11 protein-coding genes are annotated in these 14,919 nt (G+C 44.7%); 6 read left to right on the top strand and 5 right to left on the bottom strand.

Features of this window, described 5'->3' with window-relative positions; all coding sequences use genetic code 11:
• The first annotated feature begins 618 nt into the window (after positions 1–618).
• Entirely contained in the window at positions 619–1,068 is a 450-nt protein-coding gene (locus AC1F2U_RS25875) for a DUF1392 domain-containing protein (RefSeq protein WP_480263697.1), read from the top strand.
• Between the two features lie 226 nt (positions 1,069–1,294).
• Positions 1,295–2,143: a cyanophycinase gene (locus tag AC1F2U_RS25880; protein WP_480263698.1), complete on the top strand. Its 849-nt coding sequence runs from the start codon at positions 1,295–1,297 to the stop codon at positions 2,141–2,143.
• Between the two features lie 52 nt (positions 2,144–2,195).
• On the opposite strand, the gene AC1F2U_RS25885 is transcribed toward AC1F2U_RS25880, so the two are convergent.
• From AC1F2U_RS25885 to AC1F2U_RS25895, 3 genes are all read right to left on the bottom strand, one after another.
• A complete protein-coding gene (locus AC1F2U_RS25885; RefSeq protein ID WP_480263699.1) occupies positions 2,196–3,014 on the bottom strand; it encodes an ABC transporter permease in 819 nt (272 codons plus the stop codon).
• Between the two features lie 159 nt (positions 3,015–3,173).
• Positions 3,174–4,151: an ABC transporter permease gene (locus tag AC1F2U_RS25890; RefSeq protein WP_480263700.1), complete on the bottom strand. Its 978-nt coding sequence runs from the start codon at positions 4,149–4,151 to the stop codon at positions 3,174–3,176.
• Positions 4,114–5,688: a sugar ABC transporter ATP-binding protein gene (locus AC1F2U_RS25895; protein WP_480263701.1), complete on the bottom strand. Its 1,575-nt coding sequence runs from the start codon at positions 5,686–5,688 to the stop codon at positions 4,114–4,116. Before AC1F2U_RS25895 ends, AC1F2U_RS25890 begins: the two co-directional genes overlap by 38 nt.
• A gap of 291 nt (positions 5,689–5,979) precedes the next feature.
• Between AC1F2U_RS25895 and AC1F2U_RS25900 the strand changes: the two genes are divergently transcribed.
• Positions 5,980–6,165 (top strand): hypothetical protein, encoded by a 186-nt coding sequence (locus AC1F2U_RS25900; RefSeq protein WP_480263702.1) that lies wholly within the window; start codon positions 5,980–5,982, stop codon positions 6,163–6,165.
• Positions 6,166–6,424: 259 nt separating this feature from the next.
• Here the strand turns inward: AC1F2U_RS25900 and AC1F2U_RS25905 are convergent, their stop codons facing one another.
• Together AC1F2U_RS25905 and AC1F2U_RS25910 are read right to left on the bottom strand one after the other, a co-directional pair.
• A complete protein-coding gene (locus tag AC1F2U_RS25905) occupies positions 6,425–7,474 on the bottom strand; it encodes an ABC transporter substrate-binding protein (protein ID WP_480263703.1) in 1,050 nt (349 codons plus the stop codon).
• 570 nt (positions 7,475–8,044) lie between these two features.
• Entirely contained in the window at positions 8,045–8,200 is a 156-nt protein-coding gene (locus tag AC1F2U_RS25910; protein WP_480263705.1) for a hypothetical protein, read from the bottom strand.
• Positions 8,201–8,296: 96 nt separating this feature from the next.
• Between AC1F2U_RS25910 and AC1F2U_RS25915 the strand changes: the two genes are divergently transcribed.
• The 3 genes from AC1F2U_RS25915 to AC1F2U_RS25925 form a co-directional block, all read left to right on the top strand.
• On the top strand, positions 8,297–8,539 hold the full coding sequence (locus AC1F2U_RS25915) for a hypothetical protein (protein WP_480263706.1): 243 nt from the start codon (positions 8,297–8,299) through the stop codon (positions 8,537–8,539).
• A 114-nt stretch (positions 8,540–8,653) separates the two neighbouring features.
• On the top strand, positions 8,654–14,686 hold the full coding sequence (locus AC1F2U_RS25920; RefSeq protein ID WP_480263707.1) for an AAA family ATPase: 6,033 nt from the start codon (positions 8,654–8,656) through the stop codon (positions 14,684–14,686).
• 8 nt (positions 14,687–14,694) lie between these two features.
• Positions 14,695–14,919: response regulator (locus tag AC1F2U_RS25925; RefSeq protein WP_480263708.1), on the top strand; the 225-nt coding region annotated here is incomplete at its 3' end.

The raw sequence follows: 14,919 nt of genomic DNA on the forward strand, positions 1-14,919 counted from the left end.
TTTATTTAAACAATAGAATGTGTTTACGTCTTATTTAAACATAGATAAGATATAGCACTTAGGGCTTAAGAAAGAAAGCAATTTTATATTTATTTCGGTAGATGATAGTCCAGAAGTAAAACAGTATTTTTTTATTAATGCGGCAAAGTGTTGATTATATCGATTCGATATGGAAATGCCTAAACCGTGTTGCAAGCTTTTATCCAAAATTTAGTTTGGTGCTGCCTTTCAAGGAAAGGTATTAGTGATTAGCTAGCCATAATTAATAATTTAAAATGAGAGCATTTATGGCAAATGAAAAATCTCAAGCCAAAAACAAAATGGTGTCACCAATATTATTTCCTCGATGCAGTGTAAATTAAAGCGATCGCAGGTAGCTTAAGTGCAATCATCTAGGACATTATTGCTGAATTTAAGTCCTTTAATAAAAAAGTTCAATCAACAGAAACCTTTAAGAACACGCCTGATATAGCTTGCTTATATTAAACAAAAATTAATCACCTACGGAAGAGACTTACAAATCAACTAGTTTCCCGACATTTCACATCTAGCTGGACAAGGGTTTTACCTTTTATTCTTGACATTTTATCCAGATGAAACTTAGTGCTCTAAAGCATTATGATTAACCAGATTACATTTTTGGAATCCTGCTGGTATATTTCCCCTCCGTGGGGTCAAGCCATGCCTCCATTAGCAGTTCAGATACTAGAAGAAGTTTTCCTGTCAAGCTCTTATTTACCAGGCTACTGCTGCGGTGTTCACTGGGAAGGACAGGAATGGCTTTATGCAATTTTTTGCCTTGGTGAAATACTTTACTTGTCTTCTAAAGAATTTTATCCAACAAGTGTATTGAAAAACGCTGCTGTTCCTACTCCGCTTTTTAAATTAGGCGACATGGTTGAAGTTGATTTTAATCTCCAACCGACATGTCGTATTATTCAAGGGATTTTTAGAGTCAAAAGCAATTGGCTTTACGGCGTGGAGTGGTGTGCCCCAATTGTTGAAGAAACGGCATTGACTCAAAGCCAACTTATCTGGCTTGCTGATGTTGATTTAGCAAGAGTTTAGCATTGCTAATAAATGATGTTGAAACTATGAGCCAAAATAGTTTAGCAAGAACTATCAAACTTTTGTGGTTCTCGTTTTCATTTTAGGCTACTCATCCTAAAATCAATAACTTTAATGGAAATTCTCATCTTCAAGGATGTATTTCAATATTTCCAAAGACTGATTACGTAGTGTTAGAAATCAGAGTTAATTAAAATTAATTAATTTAATATCAGGAGTCATTATTGTGGAAACTAATAGCAAACGAGAACTCATAATTATTGGAGGAGCTGAAGATAAAAAGGAAGATTGTCAAATACTGCGCGAGTTTGTACGACGCGCTGGAGGTACGAAAGCAAAAATAGTAATTATCACAGCAGCGACAGAACTACCTAGAGATGTTGGAGAAAATTATATTAGAGTATTTGAAAAGCTAGGAGCTGAATATGCTCGTATTGTTGATACGGAAACTCGTGATGACGCATATTCTTCTACGGCATTAGAAGCTGTCAGCAAAGCTACAGGAATATTTTTTACTGGAGGAGATCAAGCTCGAATCACAAGCATTCTTAAAGATACTGAACTTGACACAGCTATTCATCAGCGTTTTGCTGAAGGGGCAGTTATTGCAGGCACAAGCGCAGGAGCAGCTGTGATGCCAGATAAAATGATTGTAGAAGGCGATTCTCAAACTAATCCTCGGATGGAAATTGTAGATATGGGGCCAGGCTTAGGCTTTCTACCGGGAGTAGTAATTGACCAACATTTTTTACAACGTGGACGCTTGGGGCGCTTAATTTCAGCTTTAATACAGGAGCCTGCTGATTTAGGATTTGGTATTGATGAGAATACTGCGATGGTAGTTACTGATAAACAAATCGAAATCATTGGTGAAGGTTCAGTCACAATTGTCGATGTAGAGGCTACATATAACAATATGAACCAAATATTAAAGGATGAGGCTTTAGCAATTTGTGGAGCAAAGCTTCATATCTTACCGCATGGTTATAAATTTGATTTGAAAACCCGCCAACCTATCTTAAATAATGGCTATATCCCAGATGTGTCTGTATTAGCAAATTCAGAAAATATTTAACGTTGAACAGAGTCAGAAATTCTGAACAACTACAACTTCCGTTCCAATAAACTCAGCCTCTCTGCACAATACGCTGCTGAAAAAGCACGACCAAAAGTAAGAAGGCCCCACGAAGTACGAGCTGCCACCAAGGAGTAATAGTTCCCTCAAGATTTAAAAGGTTGTACATCATTCCTAGTAAAAGTACACCGACTAGCGTCGGAAACACGCTCCCTTGACCCCCTGCGAGAAACGTTCCTCCCATAACGGTGGCAGCGATCGCATCTGTCTCCCAGCCAAAGGCAGCCACAGGCTGACCCGCTCCTAGACGACCTGCGAGAATAATACCAGCAAGCCCTGAAAGCAACCCGCTAAATGTGTAGACTGCCAGCTTCACTCGGTTTGGGTTCACGCCCATGAGCCGGGAGGCTTCTTCGTTGTTGCCAATAGCGAATATGTGCAAACCTAATCGGCTTCTGTGCAGCATAAACCAAGCTGCAAAATATAAGAGTGCAACGATCAGCACAGGTACAGGAACCCAACCAATGAATCCCCTACCCAGCCAAACAAATCCCGATGCTGTCGATGATACGGCAATGGACTTTTCCTCGGTAATGCTCAACGCCAGCCCGCGTGCAGCGCTGGCAGTGAATAAGGTAACAACGAACGGCTGAAGCCGCGCGCGAGACACCAGAAGACCATTGACCACACCAAGCAACGTGGTGCTAGCAATGCCGCCAGCGATCGCCACGAAACTTCCTTGTCCGGCAAGCATTGCGGCAACAACACCGCCTAGAGCAACGAGGGAACCCACAGACAGATCGATTCCTCCACTCAAGATTACGACAGTCATGCCCAGCGCCACGATCGCCAGCATACTATTCTGTCGCATGATGTTCATGAGATTAACAGGTGTCAGGAAGGTTTCATAACGAAAGGATGCGAAAACAGCCAAACTAAGGAGCATGAGTAACACGCCCTGGGAGGTGAGAAGCTTGGCAAAACGCCGCATACCCGTAAGCGTAAGAGACTTTGTGGCAGCCATGACGCGTTAAACCTCCCTCGGACGCTGCAAAAAAATAGCGAAAAGAATAATTACGGATTTCAAAACCAATGACCAGGTAAAGGGAATCAAAAGCATATTGAAACTTGTGGAAATCACCTGCATGAGCAAAGCTCCGACAACAGTGCCGAGGACATTTGCCCGGCCGCCGGAGAAGGGCGTACCGCCAACAACAACAGCCGCGATCGCATCAAATTCCGCGTTGACACCGACCTTACTCGGATCGCCCATGCCCAACCTCGCTGTTTCGACAAGTCCGGCAACCCCAGCAAGCAGGGCGCTAATTATATAGACTATATATTTCACGCGCTCCGCACGGATACCTGCAAGCCGTGCAGCCTCCTCGTTGCCGCCAACTGCGACGATATGACGCCCAAAAAGCGTAGAGCGGATACAGAAGAAAGCTGCCGCGATCGCTACTGCTGCAATGACAACTTGAATTGGTATAGAACCGAGATAGCCCTTTCCCAGTGCTTCAAATGTCGGATTGACGAAGGGAACAAGCTTACCGTCCCCGATAACCTGAGCAATCCCACGCCATAAGATGAGAGCCGCCAAGGTGGTAATCAAGGCATCAAGTTTCAGACGCGAGATCAGAAAGCCATTGATAAAGCCAACCAACAGAGCAGCGCTCAAAGCGAACAAGATGGCAACAGTTATCCCATACTTAATCAGCAATGCCACAATGACTGAAACCAATGCCATAGTAGAGCCAACCGTCAGGTCGATGCCACGGGAGGCAATGACAAAGGTCATGCCAACGGCAATCAACATTGTTGTGGATACTTGGAGCAACATATTTAATGTGTTGCTAACTGTTGCGAAACGCGGAGTGAAGATGGCGTTCGCAACATAGAGAATTAGGAGTGCCGCAAATGCACCGAAGTTTGGATTCCACAGGGTTCCCCAACCTCGATCGGACTTCTTGCTACTCATTTGGGTTTTGCTCTGTTTGAGATTGTCCACCGACGGCTTCCTGACGATCTCCACCTTCTGCCATTGCGTGTAGAATTGCCTTTATGTTCTTCTGCTCGCCGCCCAGTTCCGCGATTGACTGCCCGTCACGCAGGACGACGACACGTTGCGAACCTTCAACTAACTCTTCCACTTCCGAGGAAATCATCAGAACTCCCAGCCCTTGCTCTGCTAGTTCGGCGATTAGCTGCTGGATCTCCCGCTTTGCACCAACATCGATCCCGCGAGTTGGCTCATCAAGGAGAAGAAGTTTTGTATTCTTGCACAGCCATCGCGCCAGAAGCACCTTCTGCTGATTGCCGCCCGATAGTTCGTGGATCTTCTGCTCGGCGCTGGCTGCCTTGATGTCAAGACGCTGCATGAAACGCTCTACAAGCTCGCTCTGTCGTTTTCTGGAAACGATGCCCCATTGCGTAAGATTTGGTAGTGCAGCAAGCGTGAGGTTTTCGCGTACCGAAAGCTCAGGGATGATGCCGTCCGCCTTGCGATCCTCTGAAAGGAAAGCTATCCCAGCGTCGATCGCATCATGAGGATCGCGCAGCGATAAAAGACTACCTTCGAGTTTAACGGTTCCCCCCTCAAGTGGTTCAGCCCCGAACAAGGCACGCACTGTTTCACTGCGACCAGAGCCGAGCAAACCCGCAATCCCAACGATTTCGCCACGCCGCATTTCAATGGAAACACCATTGAGTCGTTTTTTATATTTGAGAGCTTCCGCCTGGAGTAGCACTGGCCGATCTAACGTGTTTTGCGACTGTCCTGCAAACGCCGTGACTCCTTGGCTCACCTCTTCTGGCTTACGACCTAGCATAAAACAAACGAGTTCCAAACGAGTCAGCGTGGAGAGCGATCGCGTTACAATGTTGCGCCCATCACGGAGTACCGTCACGCGATCGCACACGGCGTAAAGTTCTTCAAAACGGTGGCTGACGTAGACGATGGATGTCCCTTCCGACTTTAGCCGCCGCATGACATCAAAAAGAACAGAAACTTCAGTTTCCGTCAGCGAACTCGTGGGTTCATCGAGGATAAGTACTCGCGCACCAAAGGAGATAGCGCGAGCGATCGCCACCATCTGGCGATGGGCAATATTCAGCGAACCAACCACTGAATGCGGGTCGATATGCAACCCCAAGCGCTTGAGGATATCAGTCGCCCTAGCGTTCATCGCCCGTCTATCAATAATGCCGAAGCGATGCGGCTCCCTGCCAAGAAAAATATTCTCGGCAACTGTTCGGAAATCTACAAGCTGGATCTCTTGGTAGACAGCTACAATGCCTGCCGCCTGCGCTTCGGTCGGGTTCTGGAATGCAACGGTTTTCTGGTCGTACTCCATAACACCTGAGTCCCGTCGATAAGCCCCCGTCATAATCTTGATGAGCGTCGATTTGCCAGCGCCATTCTCTCCGACCAGTGCATGAATCTCGCCTGCCTTCAGTTCAAAATCCACATCCCAGAGCGCTGGCACACCAGAAAAACTTTTTTTTATACCCGTCATGCACAGGACATTTCTAGTCGCCTGATTCATCGGCTTTACCTAGTTTTTGTCTTAATTGCCGATAGTGGAGATCCTTCACTTCGCACTATAGTAATGTTTTTTGTCCATCGTGGAAGCTCAGGATAGTTCCAGGTTATCTTTTTTCTATTTTAGGGTGAGAACCAATACTGCTCGGTTAACGCTAAAAAATAAAAATGTGTAGCCCTGGAAATGTTGGGTTTCACTAAAGTTCAACCCAACTTTGTATCTTAGAAACAGTAGTAGACCGTCCTCCCAAAGCATCCTACGGTGTACACACAAGTCTCTTAACCTGCACCTTTGATGCATCGACCTGCACCTTTGATGCATCGACTTGTACCTTTGATGCATCGACCTGCACCTTTGATGCATCGACTTGTACCTTTGATGCATCAACCTGTACCTTTGTTGCATCGACCTGCACCTTTGATGCATCGACCTGTACCTTTGTTGCATCGATCTGTACCGAATGGCAATAAGTTAAGCTGAAAGGTAAGCGGCGTAGGGATTGCAGAGGGGCAGGGGGGAATTTCTAAATATCTGAACGCAATGCCTAAAATTTCTCCTTTCTCCCCTGCTCCTCCGCTCCTCTGCACCCCTGCTGCCTCAACGATTTTCCCTTTTCTTAGTGCCATTCCGACCTGTACCTTTGTTGCATCGACCTGTAAAAATTAACTTACTTTACGTTACGGAGTAATTCTAAAAGACTTGTGTGTACACCTTAGCCCAAAGCAATTACGAATTGGTATTAGTATGCTTCATCTACGAAATCCTTGGCGTTGGTCACGTCGAATAGTCTGTCCTTGAGAATAATCCGAGGAGGAATTTTCTTGCCAGCAAAATACTCTTCCATCGTGGCAAAAACAAGTGGGCCAAAACGCGGGTTCGACTCGACACTAACACCAAGCTCACCGCGGATAATCGCCTCAAGCGCGGCTTTCTGACCATCGATTGAACCGACTATCACATCCTTACCAGGCTTCATACCTGCGGATTTGAGAGCCTGGATCGCACCCAATGCCATTTCGTCGTTGTGAGCATACACTGCGGTAATATCGGAACCTTTAGCCTGAATGATGTTTTCCATTACACGCTGGGCCGCAGCCCTGGAAAAATCCGCCGTCTGCGTGGCGATAATTTTCATGTTGGGATAACTGGCGATCGCATTACGGAACCCCTTAGCCCGATCGATTGCAACCGATGAACCTGCTGTTCCAGTGAGTTCCACGATGGATGCCTTGCCATTGCTTGCCTTAGCCAGCCATTCACCAACGCGGCGGCCTTGGGCGATAAAATCCGACCCCAGAAAGCTGACGAAATGTTCGCCTGGTCTTCCCGCCGCTTCACGGTCGATGAGAAAAACCGGTATTTTTGCCGCTCTCGCTGCTTCGAGTGCGGGTGTGAGTCCTTCATACTCGCGTGGCGCAAGAAATATCACATCAACTTGTCGCGCGATCAGATCCTCAATATCAGAAAATTGCTTTGATGTCTGTCCCTGAGCATCTGTCATCAGAAAATCATAAGTTTTCTTACGCTTGGCGGCCTCCTCCTTAATGCTGTTCGTTTCGGCAATGCGCCACGGCCCAATGTTCTCCGTTTGCGAAAATCCGACAATTTTTTTTGTTTTCTCGCGTACACAGCCAGACAGCGAGAAAGCCGAAACAGCGATCGCAACGTAGGCGCTAAATACCAACAACTTTGGCATATAAGCTCCGATACTTGAGCATCCAAAACAGGTTTTCTTCTTCATAGGCTTTGTTGCATGAAACCTGCCATTGCGGAATTCAGTGCGGGTCATGCTTTTTTCTTCCGTTTTGACTTCTAATTTACGCTCACCCGCGATCGGTACTGCTTCTGCGGATACCTGGATGTTAAAACCCGCTTTTTCCAGACCGTTGAGGTAGTATTGCTATCTCACTTCGCAAATCGGATATATCAACTCTTGAAATAAAAAACAAGATACTCGATGAGTATACAGACTATCCCCGCGGTTTCAATAAAGAAACCAGAGATAAACTGCCATCTGTAAACATGAAAACGACTTTCAGCACATCAATGACAATAATTTTAGGCACAAAATATAACAAACAGTCAATATATACATTTCCGGTGCTGACTGCAACTTTTTTGGGTGTTAAACACAGATCAAAAGTCTAAACTTAGTATAGTACATGTGTATGATGCGTAAATCCTAATTATTTTCTTAAAGTCACGGAACATTTCTTCAATATCGAACCTTCTTTTATAGGCAGCGATATTTTTTACGGTTCTATCAATTGGCTACTTTCAAATAGATCGCTTGATTGCAAGGTTAATTACAAAAGGCGATCGCTTCTCTTCAAGACGCTGCGCGAACGCCCCTACGCAACTACTCATAACAGTGAAAATCTATCTGCAATTGAGTTTGAGCAAATGCCACTGAGCTAAAAATGCCTAAACCACCTTCTAAACGCAAAAAAGCCACTTCTCTCGCATCTACCGATTCAACTTCAGCAGCTAACTCTGCGAGGATATCTCCCAGCAAGTAGATTCCCCTTCAGCAACAATTACAGTTAGTGCTGTTAAAATTCCAGAGTTAACCGAGCAAGAGCAAAGCGATCGCCTAGTCCTGGAGAGGAAGGTGGAACGGGCGTTTTTTGAAGCGGGAAAGGGACTGGCAGAATTACGCGATCGCCGACTTTACCGTTCAAGTCACCGCACGTTTGAGGATTATTGCCGCGATCGCATCAATCGGGTGTATTCGAGTGGGCTGGAGGAGTCGGTGCAGAAGTTTTTGGAGTCGTTGGGGAAGCTGAACCGTGCTTATTTGACAACTTTGGAGGAGAAAATATTGGGTGTTTTGGAGTTGGAAATCATAGTTTAAATCTCTTATTTCATCAAATTTCTTCTCGATTAACAAACAGTAAGTAATTATTTCCGGAATGAGAATTGCTGTATAGTTTGAGGTATGCCAGATTATCCTCTCAAGAGTTGCTCTATGATTGCTCTACCTGGTATTGTTATCCAAAACAAAATATACGAAAGTTCTAATTCTCTCGTGTACCGGGGCATCAGAGACGATGGAGTAGCGATCGCCGTAAAAATGCTAAAGCTTGATTATCCCTCACCTGTTGAACTAACCCGCTACAGACAGGAATATAAAATTACCCGTTCCCTTACAGTGGAAGGAGTTGTCAAGGCATACAGTCAGCAAGACTATCAACGCACTCTGGTGATTCTCTTAGAAGATTTTGGGGGAGAGTCCCTAGAACAATGGATGCACAAGCGCCCAGATATCTTCTGCCCCATGCCTTTATCCCAATTTTTAAGTCTTGCGATCGCCCTCAGCGATATTCTAGGCAAAATCCATGCAGCCAATGTCATCCATAAAGATATCAACCCTGGAAACATAGTTCTCAATTTAGATACTGGCGTTATCAAAATTATTGACTTTGGAATTGCCACCCAATTTAACCGCACGAATCCGACTTTCAAAAGTCCTCATGTTTTAGAAGGGACACTCGCCTATCTGTCTCCAGAACAAACAGGGCGGATGAACCGTTTACTCGATTACCGCACTGATTTCTACTCCCTTGGCGTGACATTTTACGAACTGCTCACCGGACAACTACCATTTCCCACCACAGACGTGCTGGAGCTAGTCCATTGTCATATTGCCAAATCGCCTATTGGGCCTCATGAAATAAATACAACGATTCCCAAGCCAGTTTCAGATATCATTCTCAAACTGATGGCTAAAAATGCTGAAAATCGCTATCAAAGTGCCTGGGGCATCAAAGCGGATTTAGAAATCTGTGCTAAACAATTAAAAGAAATCGGTCAAATCTCTAGCATTAAACTGGCGCTTCAAGACGTTTCGGATCGCTTTCAAATTCCCCAAAAACTGTATGGACGGGATCAGGAAGTTGCAATGTTACTGGCGGCGTTTGTTCGCGTAGCATGTCCAGAGTCAAATCCTGTTGCTGCTTTACCAAACAATTCAGAAACAACTTCACAAAGCGAACAAAGAGGCAAACCAAAATTCCAAGTCGAAATGATGTTGGTATCTGGCTATGCTGGCATTGGTAAATCTGCGTTAGTCCAAGAAATCTATAAACCAATTACCCAAAAACGCGGCTATTTTATCTCTGGTAAATTCGATCAATTTCAGCGCAATATTCCCTACAGTGCGATCGCAGATGCTCTGCAAAAATTGGTGCAGCAACTACTCAGTGAACCAGACGAACAAGTGCAACAGTGGCGATCGCTCTTACTTACAGCTTTGGGAAACAACGCACAAATCATCATTGACATCATCCCAGAAGTTGAATTAATTATCGGCAAGCAGTCGCCTTTACCATCCGTGGGAGCAACTGAAGCTCAAAATCGCTTTCATCGAATCTTTGGGCAGTTTGTGCGGGTGTTTTGTTCAGAATCACATCCCCTGGCGATCTTCTTAGATGATTTGCAATGGATAGACTCAGCAACGCTAAATTTAATTGAGTTGATGCTGCTGGATGAGCAAGCCCAATCATTATTTTTAATTGGAGCTTATCGAGATAATGAAGTAAATCCAACGCATCCATTAGCATTAATGCTAGAGAGACTGCGAAAACAAGGGGCAGTACTTCAGGAAATTATCTTAGCACCCTTAACGCTTCAGCCGTTGAATCAGTTGATTGCCGAGACGCTGTATCGGAATGCAGACATCGTTCGTCCCTTAGCTGAGTTAGTTTTGCGTAAAACTGAGGGCAATCCGTTCTTTGTCAATGAATTTTTGAGAATGCTGTATAGCGAGAATCTGCTGACATTTGATGCTGAACACTTATGCTGGCAATGGAACATAACTGATATTCAAGCCCAGAATATTACCGATAATGTGGTGGAGTTGATGCTGAACAAGTTGAAGAAACTGCCAGAAAATACACAGCAAATTCTTCGGTTAGCTGCTTGCGTCGGCGCTGAATTTAATTTAGATACTCTATCAATTGTTTGCGAACAACCACCTGAAAAGATTTTTCAAGATTTACTAACAGCCATACAAGTTGGATTAATTCAACCACTATCTGAATTAGATGAAAACTTGTTAATTCAAGAGTATAAGTTTTTGCACGATCGCGTGCAGCAAGCCTCATACACCTTAATCGATGAGTCACAAAAACAAATTGTTCATTTACAAATTGGTCGCAATCTCCTCGGAAAAATTTTGCCAGAGAGACTATCAGACCGACTGTTTGAAATTGTCGATCATCTTAATCATGGAATTGAGCTTGTCACAGATCAACTAGAACGCAATGAAATTGCTAGATTAAATTTAATCGCCGGACAGAAAGCAAAAGCTGCGATCGCTTATAGTATGGCGAAAAAATATTTAGCCACAGCAAGAGTTTGCCTAGCAGCTTCTAGCTGGCAAACAAACTATGACTTAACCTTAGAGCTATATGTAGAAACAACAGAAGTCGCGTATTTATGTGGCGAGTTTGAACAGGTAGAATCCTGGGTGGCGATCGTTCTACAAGAAGCCAAAACCATTTTCGACATCGTAAAAGTTTACGAAGTCAAAATTCAAACCGACATCGCGCAGAACCACCTATTAAAAGCAATAAATACTGGATTGCAAGTTTTGCAGCAACTGGGAATCAGTTTTCCTGAAACGCCAACTCAGTCAGACATTCAGCTTGAGCTAGACACAATCATATCCCACGTTGACAATAAACCGATCCAAGACTTGATCCAATTGCCAGAAATGGCTAAACCAGAAAAGCTAGCAGCAATGCAAATCCTCTCAAGAATAACGCTTGCTGCCCATCATGCGGCTCCTGATTTGGTGTCTTTACTTGTGTTTAAACAGGTTAACTTGTCAATCCAGTATGGCAATATGTTTGTGTCTCCCTTTGCATACGCCAACTTGGGGTTAAGTCTTTGTGGGATGGTCGGAAACATTGAAGCTGGCTATGAGTTCGGGCAACTTGCATTAAAGCTGTTACCCCATCTGAAAATCCATTCACTTAAAGCTAGAACATTGTTTATAGTGACTAATTTCATCATCCATTGGAAAGAGCATATTAGGGAAACATCGAAGCCATTCCTGGAAGCTTATCAAAGTGGGCTGGAAACTGGAGATTTAGAGTTCGCTGCCTATTGCGCTTTCACTTACTGCCTCCAACTCTTTATCGTTGGAAAGGAACTTGTGGAGGTTGAACACGAGATGGCAAAATACTGTGAAGCAATCCATAAAGTTAAACAGATAACATCACTCACTTGGATTCAAATATTTCAGCAGTCTGTCTTAAATTTGATGGGATATTCGGTCAATCCATCCCGCCTCGTTGGCGAATCGTACAATGAAGATTATAGACTCTCACACCATGAAATAGATGCAGTTATACTCTTTTTGGCACATCTCAACAAACTTATTCTATGCTATCTATTTTCTGAGTATGCTCAGGCATCTAAGAACGCAGCCATAGCGGAAAGTCATGCGATCCGCGTCATTGCAACACCCCTCGTTCCTTTGTATTACTTCTATAGGTCTCTGGCAAGACTCGCAATATTTCCTGGAAGCAGCGCTCAAGCGCAGTCGGAAATCCTCAAAAACGTTGCGATTAGCCAGGAGCAAATGAAGCAATGGGCAGCTTATGCGCCAATGAATTATTTGCACAAATATAATTTGGTGGAAGCAGAGATTGCACGAGTTTTGGATCGGTTACTTGAGGCAGAAGAGTTCTACGAACAAGCAATTCAAGGAGCTAGAGACAATGAGTATTTGCAAGAAGAAGCATTAGCATACGAATTAGCTGCCAAATTTTACCTGTCTCGTGGCAGAGAAAAGTTTGCCCAAACCTATATGAAAGAAGCTCGCTACTGTTATGAACGCTGGGGAGCGATTGCGAAGGTCAAAGATTTAGAAACTCGCTATCCACAGTTCTTTCCCCAGTCTTCCAGCGTAGCTCACACGCCAATCCACAAAACTTCTGTCACCACCTATAATCCCTCATCCATCGCTTTCGATTTAGCGGCGGTGATGAAAGCTTCCCTTGCAATTTCGAGTGAAATTGAACTGGATAAGTTACTCAGTTCCTTGATGAAGATATTAATCGAAAATGCTGGCGCACAAACAGGATTTTTGATTTTGGAAAACTCAGGAAAATGGTTGATCGAAGCTTCTTGTGAACTCAATGACGGTGAGAAGGTCTGTGCTACGCAAGTGCTGCAATCTCTCCCAACTGCAAATCATCTACCTGAATCAATTATTAATTATGTTATCCGTACTCATGAATCTGTCATATTAAATGATGCAACTCGTGAAGGTCATTTTACCAATGAACCATACATTCAGCACAACCAAATTCAATCACTGCTCTGTTTGCCACTGGTAAATCAAAGCAAGCTTGTCGGCGTGTTATATCTAGAAAATCAGTTGGCAACTGGAGCATTTACCCCTAATCGATCGCAACTTCTGAATCTTCTATCTACTCAGGCAGCGATCGCGATCGAAAATGCCAAGCTCTATTCAAAGCTTCGCGCTAGCGAAAGTCAGATGGCTCAATTTTTAGAAGCGATTCCCGTAGGAATTGCCGCCATTGATGCGACGGGTTGCCCTTACTATGCCAATCAACGGGGCATTCATCTCATGGGCAAAGGTATTGATCCTGCCGTACCGCCGGATCAAATCGCAGAGGCTTATCAATTTTATGTGACGGGAACGGATCAAATCTACCCTACTGAAAAAATGCCAATCATCCAGGCGTTGAGCGGCGAACGCACTACGATTGATGACGTAGAAATTCGCCAAAATAACCAAACGATCCCTGTTGAGGTGTGGGGCACTCCCGTCTTTGACGAACAGGGCAATGTAGTTTATGCGATCGCAGCCTTTCAAGATATCACTGAGCGCAAACAAGCAGAGAAACTCTTAGCTGACTACAACCAAACGTTAGAACAGCAAATCACTGAGCGGACTTTGCTCCTTTTGCAGGAGATTGGAGAGCGCCAACGAGTGGAGAATGCCTTGCGACAGAGTGAAGAGCAACGCAGGCTGACGATGGACTTCACGTACATCGGTAGTTGGAACTGGAATATCACGGAGAACACAGTAGATTGGAACGACAATCATGCTCGATTGCTGGGGTTAGTTCCCGGTGAGGTTGAGAGCAGCTATCAGGCATGGCGCGATCGTGTTTATCCAGAAGACATTCATCGGGTTGAGCAAGCTATTACAACAGCTCTAGAAACTCATACTGATTTTGAAGCTGAATATCGAGTCATTCATCCAGATGGCAGTATTCATTGGCTGGTAGGTAGAGGTCGAGGAATTTATGACACCGATGGACAGCCTGTGCGGATGCTAGGAATAATTCTTGACATTAGCGAACAGCGAAACGCTGCACTGCGCGAACGCAAACGCGCCCAGCAAGCCTCCATTCTGGAAGAACGCAACCGGATGGCGCGAGAAATTCATGATACACTGGCTCAATCCTTCACAGGTATTTTGCTCCAGGTTGGAGCAGCAACACAAGTGCTGACGGACGACCCAGAAGCAACCCAAGTACATCTGGAAATGATTGAGGAACTAGCACGCTCTGGGCTAGCAGGGGCACGGCGATCTGTATCAGCACTCCGTCCGCAGCTACTAGAAGAAGGTAATTTAGAGAGTGCCCTGCATCGTATTGTGGCTCAAATGCGCTCGACGACCGACACGGCTCTGATTTGCGAAACTCAGGGTACAGCCTATTCCTTACCAACCGAAGTGGAGAATAACTTACTCAGAATTGGGCAGGAAGCATTAACCAATGCGATTAAATACGCTTGTGCTGGCGAAACTCGGGTTGAGTTAGTGTACAACGAGACACAGTGTATCTTACAGATTAAAGACAATGGCAGGGGCTTTGGAGTGGGTAGCATTCCTTTGAGCGGTGGGTTTGGCTTATTAGGAATGAGTGAACGAGCAGAGCGTATTGGCGCACAACTAACGATTCAAAGCCAACCCGGTCAAGGAACAGAAATTATTGTCACTATCAATCGAGAGTGAGAATTACAATGAGCCAATCCACTAAGATTAGGGTGCTAATTGTTGATGACCATGCCATAGTCAGAAAGGGTCTAGCAACCATTATTAACCGCGATCCAGAAATGATAGCGATCGCTCAAGCTGAAGATGGGCAACAAGCGATCGACGCGTTTCGAGAATACCAACCTGATGTCACACTAATGGATTTACGAATGCCCAAAATGGGAGGTGTTGAAGCCATTATGGCGATTTGT

It is taken from the genome of Nostoc sp. LEGE 12454, from assembly GCF_056620565.1.

Excerpts from the sequence above, each read along its gene's own strand:
- AC1F2U_RS25885 (WP_480263699.1), bottom strand. The coding sequence starts at position 3,014 with ATGCGACAGAATAGTATGCTGGCGATCGTGGCGCTGGGCATGACTGTC.
- AC1F2U_RS25895 (WP_480263701.1), bottom strand. The coding sequence starts at position 5,688 with ATGAATCAGGCGACTAGAAATGTCCTGTGCATGACGGGTATAAAAAAA.
- AC1F2U_RS25920 (WP_480263707.1), top strand. The coding sequence starts at position 8,654 with ATGATTGCTCTACCTGGTATTGTTATCCAAAACAAAATATACGAAAGT.
- AC1F2U_RS25900 (WP_480263702.1), top strand. The coding sequence starts at position 5,980 with ATGCATCGACCTGCACCTTTGATGCATCGACTTGTACCTTTGATGCAT.
- AC1F2U_RS25905 (WP_480263703.1), bottom strand. The coding sequence starts at position 7,474 with ATGACCCGCACTGAATTCCGCAATGGCAGGTTTCATGCAACAAAGCCT.
- AC1F2U_RS25875 (WP_480263697.1), top strand. The coding sequence starts at position 619 with ATGATTAACCAGATTACATTTTTGGAATCCTGCTGGTATATTTCCCCT.